The sequence below is a fragment of the Limnohabitans sp. MORI2 genome (genome assembly GCF_027925025.1).
Classification (GTDB): Bacteria; Pseudomonadota; Gammaproteobacteria; order Burkholderiales; family Burkholderiaceae_C; genus Limnohabitans.
In genome coordinates this window covers 1201417-1224481 of record NZ_AP027058.1, presented here as the reverse complement: position 1 = coordinate 1224481, position 23065 = coordinate 1201417, and the positions used below count along the sequence as shown (strand labels likewise).

At 54.9% G+C, this 23065-nt stretch carries 4 protein-coding genes; all 4 read right to left on the bottom strand.

Going from position 1 to position 23065, the window contains the following annotated elements; genetic code table 11:
* Positions 1-124: 124 nt before the first annotated feature.
* The 4 genes from QMG27_RS06115 to QMG27_RS06100 all read right to left on the bottom strand — a co-directional run bounded on the left by QMG27_RS06115 (position 125) and on the right by QMG27_RS06100 (position 22808).
* The gene (locus tag QMG27_RS06115) at positions 125-556 is read right to left on the bottom strand and encodes a DUF2442 domain-containing protein (RefSeq protein ID WP_281814373.1); all 432 of its coding nucleotides are present in this window, start codon (positions 554-556) and stop codon (positions 125-127) included.
* A 378-nt stretch (positions 557-934) separates the two neighbouring features.
* Positions 935-2419 (bottom strand): HlyD family type I secretion periplasmic adaptor subunit, encoded by a 1485-nt coding sequence (locus tag QMG27_RS06110; RefSeq protein ID WP_281814370.1) that lies wholly within the window; start codon positions 2417-2419, stop codon positions 935-937.
* The gene (locus QMG27_RS06105) at positions 2416-4227 is read right to left on the bottom strand and encodes a type I secretion system permease/ATPase (RefSeq protein WP_281814368.1); all 1812 of its coding nucleotides are present in this window, start codon (positions 4225-4227) and stop codon (positions 2416-2418) included. Before QMG27_RS06105 ends, QMG27_RS06110 begins: the two co-directional genes overlap by 4 nt.
* 23 nt (positions 4228-4250) lie before the next feature.
* Positions 4251-22808: a VCBS domain-containing protein gene (locus tag QMG27_RS06100; protein ID WP_281814366.1), complete on the bottom strand. Its 18558-nt coding sequence runs from the start codon at positions 22806-22808 to the stop codon at positions 4251-4253.
* Between the last annotated feature and the right edge of the window lie 257 nt (positions 22809-23065).

Genomic DNA, 23065 nt, shown 5'->3' with positions numbered 1-23065 from the left:
TAATAATATTAAAGTACAACTTAAATAATTAGAAAATATCAATAAATATGGAAGCGGAAATAAAAAAAGCCGCACCCAAATGGATGCGGCTTTTATTGCCAATTAAATTAATTAAAACAGCAAGTCACGAATTTACTTTCATAGACTTGGCGCTTGGTCGTCCGCCACGTTTGCCATTTTCTCGAGCAGCCACAGATTTAGCTTGCGTCTTAGCTTTGCCTCCAGTAGCGCCAATGTGCGCCATCCATTGACGTGTGCCAAGTACGCCTTTGAGTACATTCGGCACGTACAAATCAGCATCGAGTGTGGGCCAGTAGAGTCCCAACCCAGCCGCAGTGACCTCTACTTGGCGCAAGTCTGCAGGCTTTGCATTTACCAGCTCTTGCGCATGCGCGACCGGAAATTCAAATGCACAGCCATTGTCTAGCTCCACATGAATGCGCCCTGCCACATATCTGGCAAGCTTGGCCACTGGGCCTCGCGCCAACAAACGCTGCCCGCTTTCTGTGGCTTTTTGATACGCCGCGTCATCTATTAAGTTTTTATCGATATCCATGAATTCTTCCCCAATGCATGCAAAGAATTGCAATGTGCTGCTCCAAGAACAGCTTGATCGTGTTGATCTGTGCTTGCGTGAAGCCGACATTGCTCATCAGCGTCACTCCGCCCAAGTCGCATAACAACTGGAGCCTCGCGTGCTTATCCTTATCGATGACATGTACATGCGGCGGACGATGATCGTTTGGATAGATGACCACACGCCATCCATTCTGGGTTGTTAATACTGTTGGCATTTTAACGAAAACCAAAGCGTGCTTGGGTTTAATTGTGAAATTGCGCAAACGATACCGATGTCGAACGAAATAAACCTGAGTCAAAATAAAAAAGCCGCACCCAAATGGATGCGGCTTTTAATGGCGAATTTAACTAAATATTAGTCTTTGAAGGCGCGTGCCGTCTTGTCGCTGAGTGGCTTGAGCAGGTAGCTCATGAAGGTGCGCTCACCGGCTTTGATGATGACGTCCACAGGCATGCCGGGCTGCACTTTGAGGGAGCCTAAGAGCTCTAGGCCTTCTTTGGTGGTTTCGACTTGGCCCATGTAAAACTCGCCTTCGTTGGGGTTGGCGCCTGGCTCTTTGTCGGCCCCGACCACGCTCATGACGCCCGGGATAACGGGGGTGGTGGCTTGGTTAAAAGCGGTAAAGCGCATGTCGGTGGCCATGCCCACGCGAACTTTGTCGATGATGGTGGCGGGGATTTTGGCTTGGACGATGAGGGTTTCATCTTTGGGCACAACTTCCATGAGCACTTGGCCGCTGGTGATGACGCCACCCACGGTAAACACTTTGAGGCCCACCACGCTGCCGCTGACGGGGGCTTTGACTTCGGCCAAGTCGCGGTCAAATTTGGCCGAGTCGAGGCGTGAGGACATGGCGTCGCGGTTTTTCTGAATTTCTTGCAGCTGGTTGTCGACGTCTTTGAGCAAAGCGCTGCGCAGCTGGCTGATTTGCAAGCGCGCACGGGCAATGTCGGCTTGGGTGCTGGCAATGCTGCTGTCAATGTCGCTCTTTTGGCGCTCGGCTTGGTTGGCTTGGGCCATGGGCACAAAGCCGTCTTTGGCGAGCTTGCGGGTGTTGGTCATTTCCTCGTCAAGGCTGCGTTGCTGCACTTTGCGGGAGTTGAGCATGACGCTTAGGCCGCTGATTTGCTCATTAAGGCTGGCGACTTGGCTGTTGTATTCGGCACGGCGCGAGTTAAAGAGCTGCACTTGCAGGGCTTTGGCTTCGGCCACGCGGGTGTCGTCGTCTTTGAAGTGTTTGCCGAGTTCGTCGGTCCAGGTGATGGTGTTGGCTGCGTCGCGCTCGGCTTTGAGGCGCGATTCGGTGGCGAGCAAGTTGATGTATTGCAGCTCAACGCCGGTCATTTCGGCTTCGCTTTTGAGCGGGTTGATGCGCAAGAGCACTTCACCGGCCTCGACCTGCGCGCCCTCTTTGACCATGATTTCTTGCACCACACCGCCGGTGGGGTGCTGAATGGCTTTGCGGTTGCCCAGTACGCTGACCGAGCCTTGCACCGTCACACCCGCATCAATGGGGGCAAAGAGTGCCCAAGCCAGAAAGACGGCGAAAAAGCCCATAAACCACTTGGCCGCGCCACGGCGAATGTCGGACTCCTCTACTTGCACAGGTTGCAAGCCTTTGTCGGCGAGTTTTTCGGGGGTGTAGGGGTTCCAGGTGTCGATCCAGCTGCTGAGCTTTTGGTCCACCTCTTTGGCTTTCTCGATGGCGCGTGTGGTGTTGGACGGCTGAATGGCCAAGGGTTGGCCTGATTCGTCAAGCACAGGGGGTGGCGTGACGCGCGATTTGAGGCTGTCGCCCAAGGCTTTGCCTTTGGCGACGAGTTCGGTGAGCTTGCTCATGCGGTGCCCCCGGCTGCTGCAGTGGACGGTGTGGGCTCGGTGGGGGCTTCAGCGGCGGGCTGTTGAGCGCCCTCGCCTGCCTCTGTGGCGGGCACGGCTTGCAGGCGACGCACGGCTTCAAGCATGTCTTTGGCAGTGCCAAAGGCGACTTGTCGGCCTTGTTTGAGCACAAGCATCATGTCGACGATGCTGACCAAACGGGGCCTGTGGGTGGTGATGATGACCGTGCCACCGTTGTCTTTGAGAGCTTGCACCGCGGCAATCAGGGCGTTTTCGCCCACTTCGTCGAGGTTGGAGTTGGGTTCGTCCATCACCACATATTTGGGCATGCCATAAATGGCGCGGGCAATGGCAATGCGCTGACGCTGGCCGCCCGACAAGGCAAAACCGGTTTCGCCCAAAGGGGTGTCGTAGCCTTTGGGGAAAGTCAGAATGCTCTCGTGCATGCCAATGAGCTGTGCGGCTTGGACCACTTTGGCGGGGTCGACCTCGCCCAAGCGGGCGATGTTTTCGGCCACTGTGCCTTCGAAGAAGTCAATTTCTTGGGGCACATAGCCCACGAGTGGACCGACTTCGTCGTGGCTCCATTCAGAGATTTCCACACCGTCCAAACGCACACTACCTTGCGCGGGCTTCCACACGCCCAAGAGCATTTTGACGAGCGACGATTTACCGGCCGCACTAGGCCCCACCACCGCCAGAACTTGGCCGGGGGTGAGCGCGAAGTTCATGTCGGCCAACACAGCTTTGTTGTGGCCAGGGGGCACGGCGGTAGCGCCTTTGACATCTAAGCGGCCTTGAGGTGCGGGCAATTGCATGCTTTTGCCGCGCTGTTGGTCTTCGGCCAAGAGTTCGTTGAGGCGCTCATAGGCTTGGCGGGCGGCGACGATGTCTTTCCAGCTACCAATGAGTTTTTGGATGGGCGACACAGCTTTGCTAATGAGCATGGAGGCGACCATGATCATGCCGCCAGTGATGAGGCCTTCCATGGCCAAGAATGTGCCCAAAGCCATTTGCAAGGAAGGCATGGCTTTTTGCAAAAAGCCAGACATGCCGCCCATGAGGCCCGTGGCTTCGCTGGCGTTGACTTGGTTGGTGAGGAAGTGGCGGTGCTGGGCGTACCAGCGGTTGCGCACAGCGCCCAACATGCCTAAAGCCAAGGTGGATTCGGCGTGGCGCAGGCTGTTGGCGGCCACGCGGGAGGCTTCGGTGTTGGCGTCTTGCGCTTCTTTGAGGATGGGGCTAGTAACTTTGACGGTGAAGTAAGACACCGCAATCATCAAGACAGACGACACCGCAGCGAAGATGGCGAGGTATGGGTGGAACAAGGCACCAATGCCAATAAACACAATGGCAAATGGCGCATCCATGAGCGACAAGGCGGACTGGCCCGTGAAGAACTGGCGCAAAGCCAGCAAGTCGGCCAAGAGCTGGTGGACGTTGACGTTTTTGCGGCCCACGTAGCGGCGAAAAGAGGCGTCAAACACATCGGCTGCCAAGTCCCAGTCGATGCGCAAAGACAGGCGCACCATGAGGCGAGAGCGAATCCACTCTAGCGCGGACCAGAACACGTAAAACGCAATGACGATGACGGTGAGCGAAACCAAGGTGACGCCGCTGCGGCTAGACAGCACGCGGTCCATGGTGTTCATCATGTAGAGCAGCGGCGTGACGCTGAGCAAGTCGATGACGAAGGTCAGGCCAAACGCGTACCAAAACGCGTTGCGACACTGCATGAGGATTTTGCGAACCGGGGCCTCGGAAGCGGCAATACCCGTTTTATTTTGTGAACTTAAGGCTTTAAGCATGTGCCAATCTTACTTGACTGACATCATTTATGGTTTTTAAGGATGTCTGGGTCAAACACATGGGCCAAATCGCCGAGGTCAGCAGAGCCCAAGACCTGGACTTGCGACAAGACCGGTGTTTGTGCAGTGACGTTGATTTCGTACACATGTGCGCCGTCGGCTTGGGACTTGCCAACCACATCGAGTTCGGTGAAGCCGAGCTTGCTGAGCTCGCCCACCAACTCTTGTACGCCCACAGCGCCCAAGCTGCTGAAGGTGGTTTGGTCGATGACCAAGCCCGCTTGTTGGTTTTGAGCGAACAAGGAGTGATCTGTGCCATGGTCAAGGCCAAAGGCGCTGAACAAGTCGTGCATGTCGGCCAAGGTGTGGACGTCTTCGGGCTTGATGCCCAATTCAACATAGAGCTTGCCTTCGCCGCTGACGGAGTCAACGCCCAAGTCAGCCATGGCTTTGAGGCTGGTGTTGAGCAGCGCAGTGTTGGCTTGGATGGTGATCGCGGCTTCGGGCAAGGCTTGCAACATGCCAGATTCGTACAAGGCGGCAGACAGGTCGTCGTCGATGGTGACGTTGGCAGACTCTTGAAGCTGCACATGGCCCAAGCCAGAGTCGTGCAGGGTTTGGATGAGGTCGCCCCATGTGGCTTTGCTGTCGAGGTGGAAGCCTGCAAGCAAATCGATGCCGTGGAGTGCGAAGTTGTCGCCCGCCGTCCAAGTTTGTGCTTCGTCGACTTTGAGGGTGATGTCTAAGCCGCTGTCGAGCTTGCCAAACAAGGCGCTGAGAGTGTCTGCACCGCTCACATCAGAGCTGAACACGCCCAAGTGGTCAATGCCGGCTTCGGCCAATGACTTGGACATTACACCGATGTCGGGCAACGAAGCTTTATCAAGGTTAAGCGTGACATCCAAAGCGCTGTTGAACTCAGGGATGTCCGTGGCACTCAACAGGTGTGTGTCTGTGCCATCGACTTGGATGCTCTTGACGTCGTGGTCGAAGCTGACAGCATCCACGCCCAAGCGTTGCAGATCTTTGAGGCTGGTGCTGAGGTGTGTGCCATGGCCACCGGCAGAGGCGTCTAAGGTGATGGTGTCAGCTGCAGCGAAGGAGTGCGCAAAGCTTGCACCGATCAGGTCTGCGGCTTGGTTGAGGTCGATGCCGACGATGGCGTCGAGCGAATCTGCACGCACAGCAGACAGTGCGTTTTCAAGGTTTGTCCACTCTGAGGCTGAGGACAGGTCAAAGGTACTGCCGATGAGGTCAAGGCGCACGGCGTCGATGCCTGCATCGCTCAGCACATGGTTGTCCAATGCGCTGACTTGGCCCATTTGCGTCAGGTCTGCCACGTCGAGGGTGACTTTGAGGGCGTTGTCTTCAGCCAAGCTGAGGGAGCCGTCGGCATTGGTATCGCCAAACACGGGCATGCCGGTTGCAGAGAGTGCGCCCAGAGAGTCAGCACCCAAGCTCACGCTGATTTCGCCAACGCCAGCAGCCACGGTCACGGCATCGATGCCTAACTTTTGCAAGTCTTTGAGGCTGGTGCTCAGGTGCGTGCCGTGTGCGCCTGCAGAGGCGTTGAGCAAGGCAGTGTCGTGGCTGTCAAAGGTGAAGTTCAGACCTGCGCTTAACAGCTCGTGGGCTTGGCTTTGGTCGATGCCGATGACGGTGTCGAGCGCTGTGTTGTCGCGCACGGAAGCCAAGCTGGCTTCGAGATGGCTGAGGTCAGACGACAACAGACCACGACCCAACAAGGTGTCGAGACTGCCCTCACCCGACAGATCCCACTTGACGGCATCGATGCCCGAGGCCAACAAGTCTGTGGCATGCAGGGCGGCAACGGCGTCGAGTTGTGTGGCATCGGCCACATTGAGGGTGACGTGCAGGTCTGTACCGCCGCTGAACACAGGCAGAGATGCATCTTGGAATTGGGCATTGCTCAAGGAGAATGCAGAACCCAAATCCAAGCTGATATCGCTCACGGCCGCGCCCACGGTGATGGCATCGACACCGAGCTTTTGCAGGTCTTTGAGGCTGGTGTTGAGGTGCGTGCCTTGTGAGGCATGGCTCAAGTCGTAGGTGATCTTGTCATCCGCGCTGTTGTAGCTCAGGTCTTTCACATTGATGTGTGAAGAACCAAAGTCAACAGTGGCATCGATGTGGTTGAGCGCGATGTTGTTGAGTGCGTTCAGGTTGCTGCTGCCCAACAGTGACTCAAGATCAGCTTCGTTGTTGAGCGTGAAGCTGATTTCGTCAATACCAGCGGTATTCAATGCGCTGGATGTAGAAGACAGATTTGCCAAATCACCTGACAAGGCATTGAGGGTGACATGCAGGCCATTGTCTTCATCGACGCTGAGTTGGCCATCGTGGTTGGCATCACCAAACAGAGCGATGCCGCCGGTGCTGGTGAAGCCGTCGGCATTGTTGGTATCGAAGCCTGAGCCGAGATCCAAGTTGATGGCGGTTGTGCCTGCCGCGACGCTGACGGCGTCAATGCCGAGCTTTTGCAGATCTTTGAGGCTGGTGCTCAGATGCGTACCGTGAGCGCCTGCAGAGGCGTTGAGGAACACATCGTCCGCACCGTTGAAGTGCAGATTTGCATTCACCAGTTGTTGGGCTTGCGCTTGGTCAATCGCCACGATGGTGTCGAGGTGAACGCTATCGACTCCGTCGCCGCGCAAGGTGGCCAAGTCGGCCTCCAGAGCTGCGAAGTCTGCGCCGAGCTGGCCGCGACCCAACAAGGCGTCGAGACTGCCCTCGCCTGCCAAATCGAGTTTGACGGCATCGATGCCCGCGTTGAAGAGCGAGCCATCGTTCGCGATGAAGTTGGCCAGCTCATCCACTTGACCTGCATCAGCGACGTTGAGTGTGACTTGGATGTCTTGGCTGTCGAAGGCTGGCAAAGATCCAGCTTGGATTTGGAATCCGTGATCGGAACCCAAATCCAAATTGATCTCGCTCACGCCTGCAGCAACGCTCACCGCATCGACACCCAATTTTTGGAGGTCTTTGAGGCTGGTGTTGAGGTGGCTGCCTTGGACATGCATGACCACGTCGGTTACGTCGTCATGCACATTGAGACTGAGGTCATGGACGCTAACGTGGGCAGAGCCGAAGTCAACAGTGACGTCGAGATTGGCTGCGCTCAAGGCGGCCAACTCATCAGCATTGGCTGTGCTGAGCAGAGTTTCGAGGCCTTGTGCGTCAAGCTTGAAGCTCACTTCATCGATGCCGGCCAAGGCAAATTGGCTGGCGTTGTCACCGGCAGACAACGCAGCCAAATCAGCGCCTGTGGCGTTGAGGGTGACGTGCAAGGCATCGGCTTCTTGGGCGGTCAATGTGCCGTCGGCGTTGGTGTCGCCAAACAAGGCGATGCCGCCTACGGCGTCAATGTTGAAGCCTGTGCCCATGTCGACGTTGATGGCGGCTGTACCAGCTGCAACGCTGATGGCGTCAACGCCGAGCTTTTGCAGGTCTTTGAGGCTTGTGCTCAGATGTGTGCCTTGCGATGCATCGACAGAGGCATTGAGCACGATGGTGTCTTGTGCTTGGAAGTTCAAACCATGGGCCAGCAACTCACCGGCTTGAACTTGGTCGATGCCAAGGATGGATTGCAGGCCATCGTTATGCACTTCGAGCAAATCTGCTTCGAGTGCGGCGAAGTCGTGCTTAAGGGTGCCAGCACCCAACAGGGTATCGAGGTTACCTTGACCTGAGAGGTCGAGTTTGACGGCGTCGATACCGATGTTGCTAACTTGGTGGAACGCCAACTCAGCGACATCATGCAGTTGCGATGCATCAGCAACGTTGAGCGTGACGTTGAGGTCTTCATCGCCGGTAATGCGAATGTCAGAACCACCCGTGAACTGGAAGCCCTCAGTGTCAGCACCCAAGTTCAAATTGATGTCATGCACGCCAGCGGCCACGCTGACGGCGTCGATACCCAGCTTTTGCAAGTCTTTGAGGCTGGTGTTGAGGTGGGTACCGTGTGAGGCGCCTGCTGCGTCGAGGGTGATCTTGCCATCGTCCAGGTGCAGCGCATCAACACCCACATGAACGCTGCCGAAGTCAACGGTGACGTCGAGGTTGGGTACATGCAAGGCAGCGAGCTCAGTGGATTGACCCAAGAGTGTTTCGAGGCCAGTCGCATCGAGCTGGAATGTCACCTCATCGATGCCAGCAGCTGCAAATATGTTGCCATCAGCGCTGATGTCGCTGAGGTCTGCATCAGATGTGTTGAGGGTGACATGCAATGCAGCGTCTTCTTGCGCGCTGAGGATGCCGTCGGCATTGGTATCACCAAACAAGGCCACTGTGCCATCGGCCAAAGTGAACGAGTCGTTGCTACCGCCTAAATCGATGTTGATGCCGCTTACGCCTGCAGCGACGCTAACCGCATCAACACCCAGCTTTTGCAGCTCTTTTAGGCTGGTGCTGAGGTGGGTGCCGTGTGTGGCTGCGTCGACGTGTACAGCAGCGGTGATGTCTGCGTCGAAAGTGAAGTCAGCTGCTTTAGCAACCAGTTCTTGCGCTTGGTCGTCGCTGATGCCCACGATGGCTTGGATGCCTGTGTGGTCGAGTGTGTCGAGTTGCTTGTCGAGCAACGCGATTTCGTCCACCAAGTTGCCCGTGCCGAGCAAGCTGTCGAGGCTGCCTTGGCCAGAGAGATCGAGGTTGACGGCATCGATGCCAGCGGTGTGCAAACCAGTTGCGGCAAGTGTGATGTCGTCTAGCTGCCCCACGTCAGTGCTGTTGAGGGTGACACGCAAGTCGGCATCGCCTTCAAAATTGACCACGGAACCGTTGGCCCATGTGAAGTCACCAGCGCCGAGGTTGAGGCTGATTTCACCCACACCGCCTGCCACGCTCACGGCATCAACGCCGAGTTTTTGTAGGTCTTTGAGGCTGGTGCTCAGGTGTGTGCCGTGCGATGCGCCTTCGGCATCGAGGGTGATCTTGCCGCTGTCCAAATGCAGCGCATCAACGCCCACATGCACGCCACCGAAATCAACGGTGACATCCAAGCTAGCGCCTTCCAAGGCTTTCAAAGCTGGCTGATCAGCCAGCAAAGTGGTTAGCCCTGCCTCATCACCCACGTTGAAGAAAATTTCATCTACGCCTGCCAAGGCAAAGTGGCTAGCGTCAGCAGACATGTCGCTCAAATGAACCAAGTCCGCATGGCTTGCATTGAGGGTGACGTGCAGAGCCGCATCTTCTTGCAAGCTGATAGTGCCATCACCGTTGGTATCACCAAACAAGGTGACACCGCCTGTGACTGGGTTGAAGTTAAAGCCTTCGCCCAAATCGATGTTGATACCTGTCACGCCTGCTGCGACGCTGACGGCGTCAACACCCAACTTTTGCAAGTCTTTGAGGCTGGTGCTCAGGTGTGTGCCTTGGGCAGCCGTGTCGGTGTGCATGACGACGGTGTCGTCGGCATTGAAGCTGAAAGTGGCGGCGTCTTTGAGGATTTCTTGGGCTTGGTCTTGGCTGATGCCAACGATGGCTTGAACGCCAGCGTCTTCGAGTTTGCCCAACTCAACATCAAGCGCTTGCATTTCGCTGCTCAAAGTGCCCGTACCCAACAACGCGTTGAGACCACCTTGGCCCGAGAGATCAAGGTTGACAGCATCAATGCCAGCGGCATGCAAGTTACCAGCCACCTTGGCAAGATCGTCAATTTGGCCTGCATCGGTGGTGCTGAGGGTGACGCGCAGGTTGTCGTCACCTTCGAAGCTGACCACGGATGAGCCAGAGAATGAGAAGGCATCGGAGCCTGAACCCAAGTCGAGATTGAGTTCGGTCACGCCACCTGCGACGCTCACGGCATCAACGCCGAGCTTTTGCAGGTCTTTGAGGCTGGTGCTCAGATGTGTGCCTTGTGATGCGCCTTCGGCATCGAGGGTGATCTTGCCGCTGTCCAAGTGCAGCGCATCAACGCCCACATGTACGCCACCGATGTCAACGGTGACGTCAAGGCTGGCATTGTGTAAATCTGCAAGCGCTGTTTGGTTGGTCAGTAAGGATGTGAGGCCGGCTTCGTTGCCGACATCGAAGAAGATTTCGTCGACGCCAGCCAAGGCGAAATCGGCGGCATCGTCAGACAGATGGCCCAAGTCACCGCTGCTGGCGTTGAGAGTGACGTGCAGCGCACCGTCTTCTTGGGCAGTCAGAACGCCATCGGCGTTGGCATCGCCAAACAGGGTGACGCCGCCTGTGGCTGCATTGAAGTCAAAGCCAGAGCCCAAATCCACATTGATGCCAGAAACGCCACCTGCCACGCTCACGGCATCGACGCCGAGTTTTTGCAGGTCTTTGAGGCTGGTGCTGAGGTGTGTGCCTTGGGCCGCTGCAACTTCGAGGGTGACATCACCCTGTGCGTCTATGCCGAGCGATTGCACATTGACGTTGGCACTGCCAAAGTCGACCACAGCGTCGAGCTGACCCACGACCAACTGATTCAGCGCGACATCGTTGTTGAGCAAGTCTTGCAACTGGCCTTCGCTGGTCAGGTCGAAGGCGACTTGGTCGATGCCTGCATTGGCAAAGGTACTGGCGTTATCAGCAATGCCTTCCAGTTGTGAGCCGGTGGCATTGAGGGTGACGTGCAAATCAGCTTGCTCTGTGGCCGTGAGTGTGCCATCGGCATTGGTATCGCCAAACTTTGGCAAGCCGCCCATGCTGCTGAAGTTGAAGTCGCTGCCCAAATCCACATTGATGCCATCGACACCACCTGCCACGCTCACGGCATCAACGCCGAGTTTTTGCAACTGTTTGAGGCTGGTGTTGAGGTTGGTGCCGCTGGCGTCGACATCTAAAACAATGGTGTCATCTGCGGCAAAGTGCAAGCCATCCAACACCAAGTCAGTGGATTGGGTATCTGTGAGGTGCAGTGCATCTTGTGCAGTGCGGTCAATCGTGCCGCTGACATCCACGCCTTCAGTGGCGAGCGCATTGATGCTGAGGTTGAGTGTGGAACCTGCATCAAGCAAGTTGGCCACATCGCCATCCGCAAAGTTGAGATTGACATGGTCAATACCAAGTGCGCCAAGGCTGGCGTTGGCTGGGGCAAACACGCCAGCCAGTTCGTTAACTTGCGTCTGACCTGTCACGTTGAGCGTGACATTCAGGTCATCAGCACTGATTGCTTTGTGGGCAACATCTTTGGCAGTGATGCCTGGCAACGCTCCAGCTGGCGCACCAGCTGCATCGCCTGAGGTGGCGTAGTTGATGCTGACGTCAAAGTCTTTGGTGACTGGGTTGACCGCAACGCCGTCCATTGCGATGGCTGTTTTGCCAGCGAGTGATTTCAAGCTTGCTTGCAGCAAGTTGCCAGAGGTTTGCTTGTAAATGGAATTGGCGTTTGCCAAGTCGGGGTCAGAGACCACAGCGTCCGTAACAGCTTGGCTCACTGCAGCTTGGGTCAATCCAGCTTTCTCAATCACTGCAATGTCATTGGTCTTGGCAACCGATTTAACAGCGCTGATCAGCAAGTCTTGTGAAACACCGGCAGCGGCTTCGGCCTTGGCGATGGCAACTGGATCTTTGCTGATCAAGGCTTTTGACAAGCCGGAGTAGTTGTCGTCGATTTGGGCGTTGACGGTGTTGATGCTGTCGATGATCGCACCAGCCTTAGCCACCGCCACGGGATCACCCTTGAACAAGGTGTTGATGGCTGATGTGCTAACGGCGCTGAGCGTGTCAGACAGATCAGCCGCAGGCTTACCGGTGGTGATGGCGCTGGTCACGGCTTTGGCCATGGTCAACAGCGGGTTGCTCAAAGTTGGTGATGCCTCAACAAGTGCCGTGGTGGCTGCTTGCATGACGGTGAACACCATTTGCTGGGCTTTGAAGACCAATTCGGCTTGAGCAGCAACCGCAGGGTTGGTGCTGGTCATGCTGGCAAATGGATCGTAGTTTTGCAATGACGCTGTCAAGCCCAAACCATTAGCGATGGATTTGGCCAGAACCACTGGGTCTTGACCTTTCTCAACCGTCAAGGCCACCAAGGTGGTTAACGGTGTGATGTAGGTGAAGCCTTCAGGCGCAATCAAATCGCCAGTGAGGATCTTGCCGGTGAACTTGTCAGTGGCGAAGTGTTCAACTTCGCCCTCTTTCCAATCAAGTTCAGCAATCAGGTTGCCTTTGCCGCCTGCAACGAGTTTGTCGTTGTCCACAAAGAGCTTGTAGTTGCCTTCGGCATCGGTGATGGCAAAAGCTTCGCCGACATCGTACTTACCATCGCCGTCTGTGTCATAGAAGACGCGCGCGCCTTGCACATAACCATCGATGACCTTGGCGCTGAAGCTAGTGCCTTCGCTCTTGCCAGCCACAGTGAACGATGCAGTGGCGGTGCTGGACTCACCGCCATCTATGTCTGCAATCTTGTAGCTGACAGAAACCTCAAGTTTTTGACCATCGTTCAAAAACTGGAAGGCTTCGGCAGCAGGGTTAATTTTGAGTTGTGTGCCATCCAGCCAAAGTGCAGCACCCGTTGTTGGGGTGAGCGGCAGCACGCTTGGGAATGTGGCAACGGTGGAAATATGGTTACCAGCTGAATCGACCATGAAGGCCGTGACGGTAGGACCTTGGATAGATAAGGTGGTGGAGTCCACATCTGTGGCGACACCGTTCAACAACTGTAATGATGGGACGCCAACCGTTTGGTCTTCGGTCACATTTTGTGCTTGAGACGAAACTGAAAGTTGAGGTGCGTCATTTGTACCCGTAACGGTGATGACGAAGCTGTTGGTGCTGGTCAGCCCCAGGTCATCGGTGACCAGGTAGTTGACCGTGATGGGCAACTGCGCATCTTTGGACAGGCTGTCGTAGCTCGAAGCATCGAATGTCCATGAACCGTTGGAGTTGATCGTCAGGCCTGTGATCGGATCACCCACCAAGCTGTAGGTGGCCGTATGAGCCGTATCCACATCCGTTGAAGTCAATTGACCGCTGATGGTGGCGTCTTCCAACACGGCTTGAGCAGCTGTGAAAGTCGCTGTCGGCGCATCATTTGTACCCGTGACGGTGATGACGAAGCTGTTGGTGCTGGTCAGCCCCAGGTCATCGGTGACCAGGTAGTTGACCGTGATGGGCAACTGCGCATCTTTGGACAGGCTGTCGTAGCTCGAAGCGTCAAACGTCCATGAACCATCTGCGTTGATCGTCAGGCCTGTGATCGGATCACCCACCAAGCTGTAGGTAGCCGAGTGAACCGTATCCACATCTGTCGAGGTCAATTGACCGCTGATGGTGGCGTCTTCCAACACAGGCTGTGCAGCTGTGAAGGTCGCTGTCGGCGCATCATTTGTACCCGTGACGGTGATGACGAAGCTGTTGGTGCTGGTTGCGCCCTTATCGTCCGTCACAAGGTAGTTGACCGTGATGGGGAATGTCGCATCTTTGGACAGGCTGTCGTAGCTCGAAGCGTCAAATGTCCATGAACCGTTTGAGTTGATCGTCAGACCTGTGATCGGATCACCCACCAAGCTGTAGGTAGCCGAGTGAACCGTATCCACATCCGTTGAAGTCAATTGACCGCTGATGGTGGCGTCTTCCAACACAGGCTGCGCAGCTGTGAAAGTCGCTGTCGGCGCATCATTTGTACCCGTGACGGTGATGACGAAGCTGTTGGTGCTGGTTGCGCCCTTATCGTCCGTCACAAGGTAGTTGACCGTGATGGGCAATGTCGCATCTTTGGACAGGCTGTCGTAGCTCGAAGCGTCAAATGTCCATGAACCGTTTGAGTTGATCGTCAGACCTGTGATCGGATCACCCACCAAGCTGTAGGTAGCCGAGTGAACCGTATCCACATCCGTTGAAGTCAATTGACCGCTGATGGTGGTGTCTTCCAACACAGGCTGCGCAGCTGTGAAAGTCGCTGTCGGCGCATCATTTGTACCCGTGACGGTGATGACGAAGCTGTTGGTGCTGGTTGCGCCCTTATCGTCCGTCACAAGGTAGTTGACCGTGATGGGCAATGTCGCATCTTTGGACAGGCTGTCGTAGCTCGAAGCGTCAAATGTCCATGAACCATCTGCGTTGATCGTTAGACCTGTGATCGGATCACCCACCAAGCTGTAGGTAGCCGAGTGAACCGTATCCACATCCGTTGAAGTCAATTGACCGCTGATGGTGGCGTCTTCCAACACGGCTTGAGCAGCTGTGAAGGTCGCAACTGGTGCGTCGTTGACACCGCTGATACGAACGGTGAGCGCGCTACTTTCGACGGTCGTACCGTTGTTAACGGTATAAGAGAAGATCAAATCTTGCTGCGCATTCGCAACCAATGCATTCGCAGCACCACCCGTTGTGAAACTGTAGCTACCGTCCGCATTGATGAAGAGGTCACCATAAGGCGTGGAAACCTTTGTTGCAACGTCTGCACGAACCTCATAAGAGTCGGAGCCATATTGAATGCTCGCGACCGATTTAGCGAGCGTAGAACTGCCAACAGAAAGGTCGTTTGTAAACAAACTTGCCGAAGCGATGTTGGTATCTTCAGTAACTGAACCAATGTCTTTCAACGCTAAGCTGTTGATCACACTGACAGCTCCACCCGCGTAGTACACCTTAGCCAAGCTGGCTACATCGTCTGCCGTGAGATTGCTCGCATCGAGCTTGAAGCCTGAAGAAGAGGACAGGTACACCTTGTCGACCAATGTCTGGCTGGCAAGACGAATAACTTCAGATTGGGAAGAAACACCGGCAATGGTGACATTTGCGTCTGCGAGCCCAATGACTTTAGGGTTTTGACCTGTAGTCAGTTCAGTCCAACGACCATCCCATTGCGAGGTGCTGGTGATGATGGATTGGCCCGCTTGCAATGCCAACTGCTTGATGATGACGCCCTGCTCTGCCAACAAGGATTCAACTTTTCCGGCTTCGACGCCGGTGATGTTCATGGCTGGTTTGCTGCCGGTGGACAACAGTACTTTGTCAATGATGGCGCGCGCACTTGGGTTGAGCCAATCCGACTGGCTAACCGTCAACTCTGATGCACCAGAAACCAAGGACACTGTTTTAACGCCATCGATGGCAGCCAGCGTAAGCGCCTTGCTGATGGAGACGTTGGTGAGGTCGGGTGTGACCTGCACATTGAAACCAGCGGAGAACAGCTCACCGACTTTTTCTGGCTCGGGTTGTACTTTGAGTGTGGGTGAACCCAACACTGTCACGCCTGACTTAATCAAGTCAGTCACTGCTGCGTTGCTTAAGCCTTTGTCAGCCAAACACACAACACCTGCCACGTTGGCAGCCTTGAGTGTGGCCAGTGTGCTGGCAAGATTCGATGCATCGAGTTGATCTTGCGTTAACGATACGCTGATGGCTACAGTGTTGGCGAACTTAACGCCTGCAGCACCCGCTGCTTGATAAGTCGCAAACTGCTCATTGGTCAGTGTGAGCGATGTACCTGTCGTGACAAGATTAACTTTGCCTTTGAGAGTCACCGCGTTGTTCACCACGTAGGTGATGTCTTCTGGCGATGCAACTGTGAGTTGGATGTTGCCAGAAACTTTTTCAAGCGTGATCTTGCTAGCAACGTAGTCCGCGTACTGCGTGGTGGAAAGCGTCAGTGGTTTGCTGTCGCAGTCGATGACTTTAACTTTGAGGGCTTGAGCAACGCCCAAGATTTCGCTGAAGTTCGAGTTGCTGCTGTCGAGTGTGAGCTTGAGCTCTACGCCGCTTGCGCCCGTGCTGACTAAGCCACCGCCCAAGCTGAAAAGCTGTTTAGCTTGTGACAACGTCAAGCTGTCGCAAGTCAAGAACGAACCCGTTGCAAATTTAGCGCTTGGATCTTGCGCGAGCAACGTGGCTAACTTTGGTAACAGCCCAGGGGTATCAGCACTGCCTGCTTCAACTTTGATGCGCACATCGCCCAAGCCCAACACTTTGGTGAGCTTGAGCGCTTGATCAATGTCGATGGTTTGCTTGGTCGCGGTTGTGGTGAGCGTGTTGCCGCTAAAGAACCCCTTCACCGCAAATGTGGGTGCACTGTTGGTGGAGCTTGGATTGAGCAAAGCCAAGGCATCGTCAACTGAAACATTGCCTGACACCAAGACATTGCTAACAATCAATCCAGCTTTTGACAGCGACAGCGCCGTGCTGGCAGACAAACTGCCATCTTTGATCACCACGCCAGAGAGACCGATGTCTTTGGCCACCAACAATTGCTGAGCAACAGCAGCTGTGAGCGATGGTGCTGACAGAGTGCCATCCACTGCCTTGTCACGCAAGAGCGTGGTGGCATTGAATGTGAAGCCCAAGCCTTTCATGGCTTGGTAGTCATTCAAGTTGACTGTGGCATCTGTGATTTTTGCGCTGTTGACATTGGCAAACTTCAAACCAGCAGATTGAACTGCAGTGACAGTTTTCACATCCCAACCACTGAGAGAGCCAGCATCGACAGATGTGATGCCAACCGCTTTGTAAGCAGTCACAGTCTTGGCTGTGAGACCTGTGGCTTCAGCAACGTCCTTGAGCTGGAGGTTGATGCCGGTGAAGCTGAGCTTGCCGCCCGTCAGGCTAGTGAGTGCCTTGAGTTCAGCAGAGGTGATGGCGTTGTCGCTGTTGGTCGCGATGACTTTGACGGCGACGCCTGTGGGGGAGATGATGGTCTTGGCTTCTGTCCAATCACCTTTGTCAAAGACTTTAAAAACTTTACCGTCAAAGAGCAAATCACCATCGGCTGGTTTCTCGGCTGCTGCACTCACCAAATTCAAGCTTGGCTTGTTGATAAAGCCAGTGTTGTCTTTGAAGCCAAAGTCCGCCAGCTTCTTATCTGCATCGTAAGTCGGAGCCGATGCAAGCTTAGCAAAGGTCGTGTTGACCATGATGCCAGTCACTTCGACGGGCAGTTCACCTGGCTTGTAACCTGCGCCAGTCAGCTTGGCGACAAACGCATCGAGTTGCGCGGATGGGTCAACACTGATGCCACCAAAGTTAAAGGTGACAAAGCCTGCGCTGTTCAACGCGGTGACGTCGGCCTGGGTCAGCTGAGTGGCGGCAGCAAAGTCAAGAGATACCGTGGCAGGTGGCGTCAGGTGATAGCTCTTGGCCAAGAGCTGCGCAGTGGCCAAAGGAATGTTGATGATGGAGGCATCCAGCGAGAGCTCTTTAACTGGCTGCAAGGCCTGAATGTCTGTCGCGCTGCTGGCAAAGTATGCCAAGTCAGCCGCTGTGTTGACACTGACTTTGATGTTGTCAACAAACTTCACACCACCGGTACCCGCAGCCAACAGGCTGCTGAGTTGCTTCATGGTCAAAGATGCTTCACCGCCTGTGACGTGTACTTGCTTCACGCCAGCACCCGCGAGCGAGCCAGAGTTGTCGATGACGTAAGTCAGGTCGGCCGCATCAGTGACCGGAACATCCACCGTGACATTGCTGGTGAAACTGAGTTGGTTGGCCAAAATGGCTTTGACCGCAGACAACGGAACAGATGGGGCGACATTGTTAACCGTCGCAACAGCGAAGTTATCGACGCCCACAGCTTTGAATGCTGCCACCGATCCCGATGTGAGTGCATTGAGCTCAGTGCTGTTAAGCGACACGGTGACCACATCGGTAGGCAACAGCTTGACGGTGTTGGCATCGACAACGCCTTGAGCCGCTGTAGCCGAGATGGTGATCTTGCCGCCTACAGCGCCCACAAAGTCAACACCTGCGGTGTTGTAGCGAGCCAAATCGGAAGAGTTCAAACTGCTGACTTGCACGGTGACCATGTCGGCAGGGACAAACTTCATGCCGTTGGTCACTTTGTCAAAGTCAGCGCTGCTCAGTGTGAGTGATGCACCTGCCGCTTTGATGAAGCCAACGCCAGCGGTGTTGCTGCCGAGTCCACCAATAGCGGTGAACTGCGCAGACAGGTCGCCTGATGTGAGCTGGAGACGAACATCACTGCCAGAGACAAATGACACACCTTCTGTGGTCAGTGTTTGGAGTTGTCCAATGTTGACACTGAGCGCAGCACCTGTGGCAAGCTTGATCGAGATGATGCCTGCATCTTGCAGCTTGCCAGCCAGGGCGACGACAGCGGCGAAGTCTGCGTTTTTGGCAGCCAGTTGGATTGAATTGACACCTGAGAACTCAGCGTTTTGAACTTTGCTCAAAACGGTGGCTGCTTCTGTGTACGTCAGCGCAGTTTTTCCAGTGGCATCAACAGTGACATGGGCAGTCACGGGATTCGAGCCTGTTTTCAGTGCAATCGAACCACCGTTAGACGCCACGGCATAGGCCTGGTCAAAGGTGACGCTGTTGGTACTTGATGAGATGACCGCCGTGGATGGCACAGAAACGCCCAATGCAGCCAAGTTACCCACCACAGCAACGTCAATGGGGGTTGTGCCAGTGAGCAACTGGGTGTTGACGAACTTGATGCCGCCCCAATTCATGAGGGTGGTCGCGTCTTGAACAGAAATACCGCTACCAGACAAGTCAAGCGTGGTCACGCCTTTGGCTTTGAGGATACCAATGGGTTTGCCATCCAAATCACCACCGCTGATCATGCTCGTGAGTGCCGCTGTGTCTTTCAAGATCAAGCTAGCACCGCTGAACACCGCGCCCTTGGCGATGGCAACGAGTGCATCGTTAACGCTGGTGATAGATTTATCTGCCAGCGTGACGGGACCGACGAATTGCAGCGATGAGCCAGAGAGCTTGAGGACTTGCGTCAACGAAGGCGAGTCAATCAGGCTGATGCCGGGCAAACCGGCTTTGGCCAGCTTGGCAACCATGGCTGCGTCTAAGTTACCCAGTTCGGTGGACGACACACGCAGCGATGTGAAGTCTTTGAACACCACATCGGTACCGCCTGCCACTGCGTTAAACAATGACTTGACTTGGTTCAACGACAAGTCAGACAAGTAGGTCTTGGTGGCGGTGTTGGCCTCTTTGTAAATGACGAGGGTTTCGCCCTTCACTTCTGACGTAAAGTGCGCGCCTTTGGCAGCCAGAGACACAGCCTGTGACAACGAGATGTCTTTGGCGGCCAGGGTGTCCATGTTGGTCAAGGTCAGACCCGCCGCACTGTAGATGGCAGCTTTGGCCAGTGTGGTTCCGACCAAGCCTGGGTTGGCGGCATCGCTCAGGTCAATCTTGCTACCAGGTTCAAAGGTGAACTTGGGGTACTCGGCAATGATTTCGTCGAATTGAGCCTTGGTGATGGCCGATGTGGCGGGCACAGACAACTTTGTAAAGCCCATAGCAGCAAGGCTATCGAGATTTGCAAAGTGGCCCGTCGCAGCAGATGCATCCAGCGTGACGACCAAGCCCGCATTGACTTTGGTGATGCCAGCAGCAGACAGTGCCGAAGCTTGCGCGTAAGTCATGCCCGTGGCAGAGACCACCGCCGTGGTGATACCTAAGCCGCTGTAGTAGTTGGCCGCTTTTTGCGCAGCAACAGCCACGGATGTGGCGTCGAGTTGCAAGGAGGCAAACTCGAAGTGCACTGGCGAGCCAGGCTTGACGGTTTGCAGCGCATCAACCTGCGCTGCTGTGAGCGAGCCAGAGATGGGGCGAACGTTGAGGTCGTGGTAGCTGAGTGCTGCAAGTGTGGCTTTGAGGTTGGCAGCAGCCATGTCAGCGCTGGAGAGCTGCAAGGTGATGTCACCAAACACTTGGTCAGCAGCATTGACGTGCGCAGCTTGCAGTTTTTGTGCATTGGCGAGTGTGAGCGAAGCATCGGTGAGCGGTGCAGAGCCCAAGGCCAATTTCAAGCCTGCATTGACAAGCTTGAGCTGGTTGGCCACCGCATCAGAGCCCATGGTGAAGGCTGTGTCGGTGTCTTTGATGAGCACAGAACCAATGCCAGACTGGAAGCGAACGCCTGCAGCAATGAGGTTGACAAAGTCTGTGGGGGTGATGGTGTCGTCCGAGAACGGCACATTCACCGTGATGGTGGATGTGAGCTTGTTGCCATCGACCAAGATGTAGTTTTTGACATAGTCGATGTCAAAGTTCACATTGGTAGGTGTGATGCCGCGTGCGGCGAAGCCCATCGCGATACTGGCGGTCAGAGGCTCGGTGACGGTGGCATGCAACACGACAGAGGAGTCGATGTTGAGTAACTTGGTGGCGATGTCTTTGCTGACGTCACCCGTGACTGTGAAGTCTTTGATGCCAGCCTTAAAGAGGTCTTTGAGTTCAGCAACAAATGCATCCACTTTGCCGGCATACGCGGTGTTGCTGAAGCTGATGGCGGTGTTGCTGAACTTGACCGATTGGCTAATGTCAGCATGCACCAAAGCAGAGGCTTGTGCTTCGGTGAGCGTCAAGCCAGACAGGGCCAACTTGCCCGATGTGAAGGTGACGCCGCTGGCAGGAGAACGGCTGCTGGTGTCAAACACATAGCTCAGGCCGGTGGATGCATCACCCACCCCAACCAAGGACAAGAGTTTGTCGACCACGGCTTGCGCGTTACCGTTCAGGTGACGGGCTTCAAGCAAGAGCGACAGGTTGTCGGCGTTGGTGAACTTCGCACCTGCGGCGATGAGATCGAAAGCGGTGTCGGTGTCGAGCTGAACATCAGCACCCGACAAATCAACGGTGGTGTTGTCGGCCAACTTGAGGCCACCATCGATGACGAGTTTTTGAACATCGGCAAAGCTCAGGCTATCGCCTGGCTTGAGCTGGAATGAACCCGTGGCAAATGACAGGCCCTCGTCGATCAAGCTGATCGCATCGGCTTTGGAAATTTTGAGTGTGCCCGCAATGGGCTTGAGCATGTCGATACCGACGGCATGCAAATCAACGGTTTGCAACTGCTTGAGCAATTGCGCAATGTCACCATCATTGACGCGCAAGGTGACGGTGTACTTCGAGGCAAACAAACCGTCTTGCAGTTTGGTGGCCAGCTCTGCATCGGTGTTGGTAGAGCCATTGCCTTGCATCAACAACTCAACGCGATCGTTGGTGCCCAGCAAGGTGACGTTGCTGACGTTGAGGTCAATCAGCTTGGCCAACGAGATTTGTGTGAACTCACCCGCCAAATCTTTGATTTGCGTAGAGGTAGGCAAACCACCGGTGTACTGCAGGGCTTGCTGCACCAAGAACACGGGGTTGGCAATCGTGGATGTGAGGTCTTGATCAGATGCAGCGAGTGCCGCGACTTCCTTGAAAGCGTTGACTTGCAGTGTCAGCTCAGCTTGGAAAGAACTTTCAAAAGCGGCAACCGCCCCTTCAGTGCCAACCGCCAATGCACTGAGCAAGCTGGACTGTGAAACCGATGCAGCGGCCTTAGCGCCTGCAATAGTGCTTTGCGACTCCACACTCGGTGGGTCTTCACGGAAAGCGTCTGCTAAACCTGTGTAGTACTCGGCAATCTTTTCGTTGGTCAGATTGATGGCATGCGTGACTGCATTGGCATACGTGCCAACAGCAACTTCTTTGATCGCGCCAACAGTCAAGTCATGGAGACTGATGACGCCAAGGTCGGCCGCATAGTTAGCAGCAATGACCTTACCAACCGCAGCAACTGCATCGTTCAAAGATGTGCTGGTGGAAACGCCACCGCCTGCCACTGTGGAGGCCGCTTGCAAGAGTGTGTAAACACCTTGTTGCAACGAAAATACTTTTTCACCCAGTGCGGCGTTGCCGGTCTTCATGGCTTCGACTGGGTCGAAGCTACCGAGGTCGGCCACTTCGCTGATGCCCAATTGCGCCTTGAATTCGTCTTCAGTCAAGCCGCTGAGAGCCAAGATCATGGTCAGCGGTGTGGCCGCTTGATAACCACCCGCCTCTGATGCGGATGCGTTAGAGATGAATTCACCCACTTGCTGACCGGTGTTGGCGTCATAACCACCGCCAGCAATGACCACGCGACCTGTGGCGTATGAAGCGTCCAAGCCTGTGAATGAATAGCCGCCTTTGGCATCGGTGACTGTGGTGGCGACCGTGGTCCAAACACCGTTGACTTTGACTTGGTAGTTAACGGTTGCGCCTTGCACATAACCGTCAATCGCCGCGCCTGAGAATGCGAGCTGAACAGCAGGTGGCAATTGCGATCCACCCGTCACCACGCTCACAGCGGAGCTGACAACGCCACCACCACCGCCACCCAAAGCAGCAACAGCAACTGCAGCCGCGCCCCCCGTTGGGAACGCACCCAAATTGGCGGTCAACCCTTGAGGCAGGCTAACGTCAGGCAGCTTGGCCAAAACCTCTGCGGCTTTGGGCGAAGCGTCTAAAGCTTTTGCAACTTCGTAATTGATTTCATCGTTCAACACAGAACGAATGGCTTGATGCCCAGCATCGGGTGCAGCAGGATCGATCTTGCTCGCACTTGCTGTGGCTTGCGCACTGGCTATCTCATCTTGAAGCACGGCACGCAATGAATCTCGCGCATTTGCTGCCGCGTCTTGGACAGACTGTTCTGCTGATGCCTGCTCTTCAATTGCAGCGCTGTCTAGAACAAGCTCTCCTTGATTGACATCTAACTGGATCTGCTCATTCGCAGACTGTGGTTTCACCGCCTCTGCAGGGGCTTTGCCGCTTTGATTTTTGGCTTGTGCTGCACGAACTTCTTCAACCAAAACTGCGGTCAGTGGTAACGCTGCAGCCAGTTTGTTGAGATCCTTTTTCCCAGACAAAAGCCCGCGAGCGCCCTTCTTGAGGGAGCTCACGAGCTTTGAAGATTTGTTTTTCTTCTCTGTCATGGACAAAAATAGTTTGCTTGCTTTTGTTAAATATTTATCACTTGTGAGGAATTTATCACATTACTTAACAAAATGCTACGTAGTTCCCGAAATATTTTTTTCGGCAGCTACTTACTTGATTCATATCAATATGAGATGCATATACGTCGAGATCAACAGATATGGTTTAGAATAATTTGATCAGAAAGGTA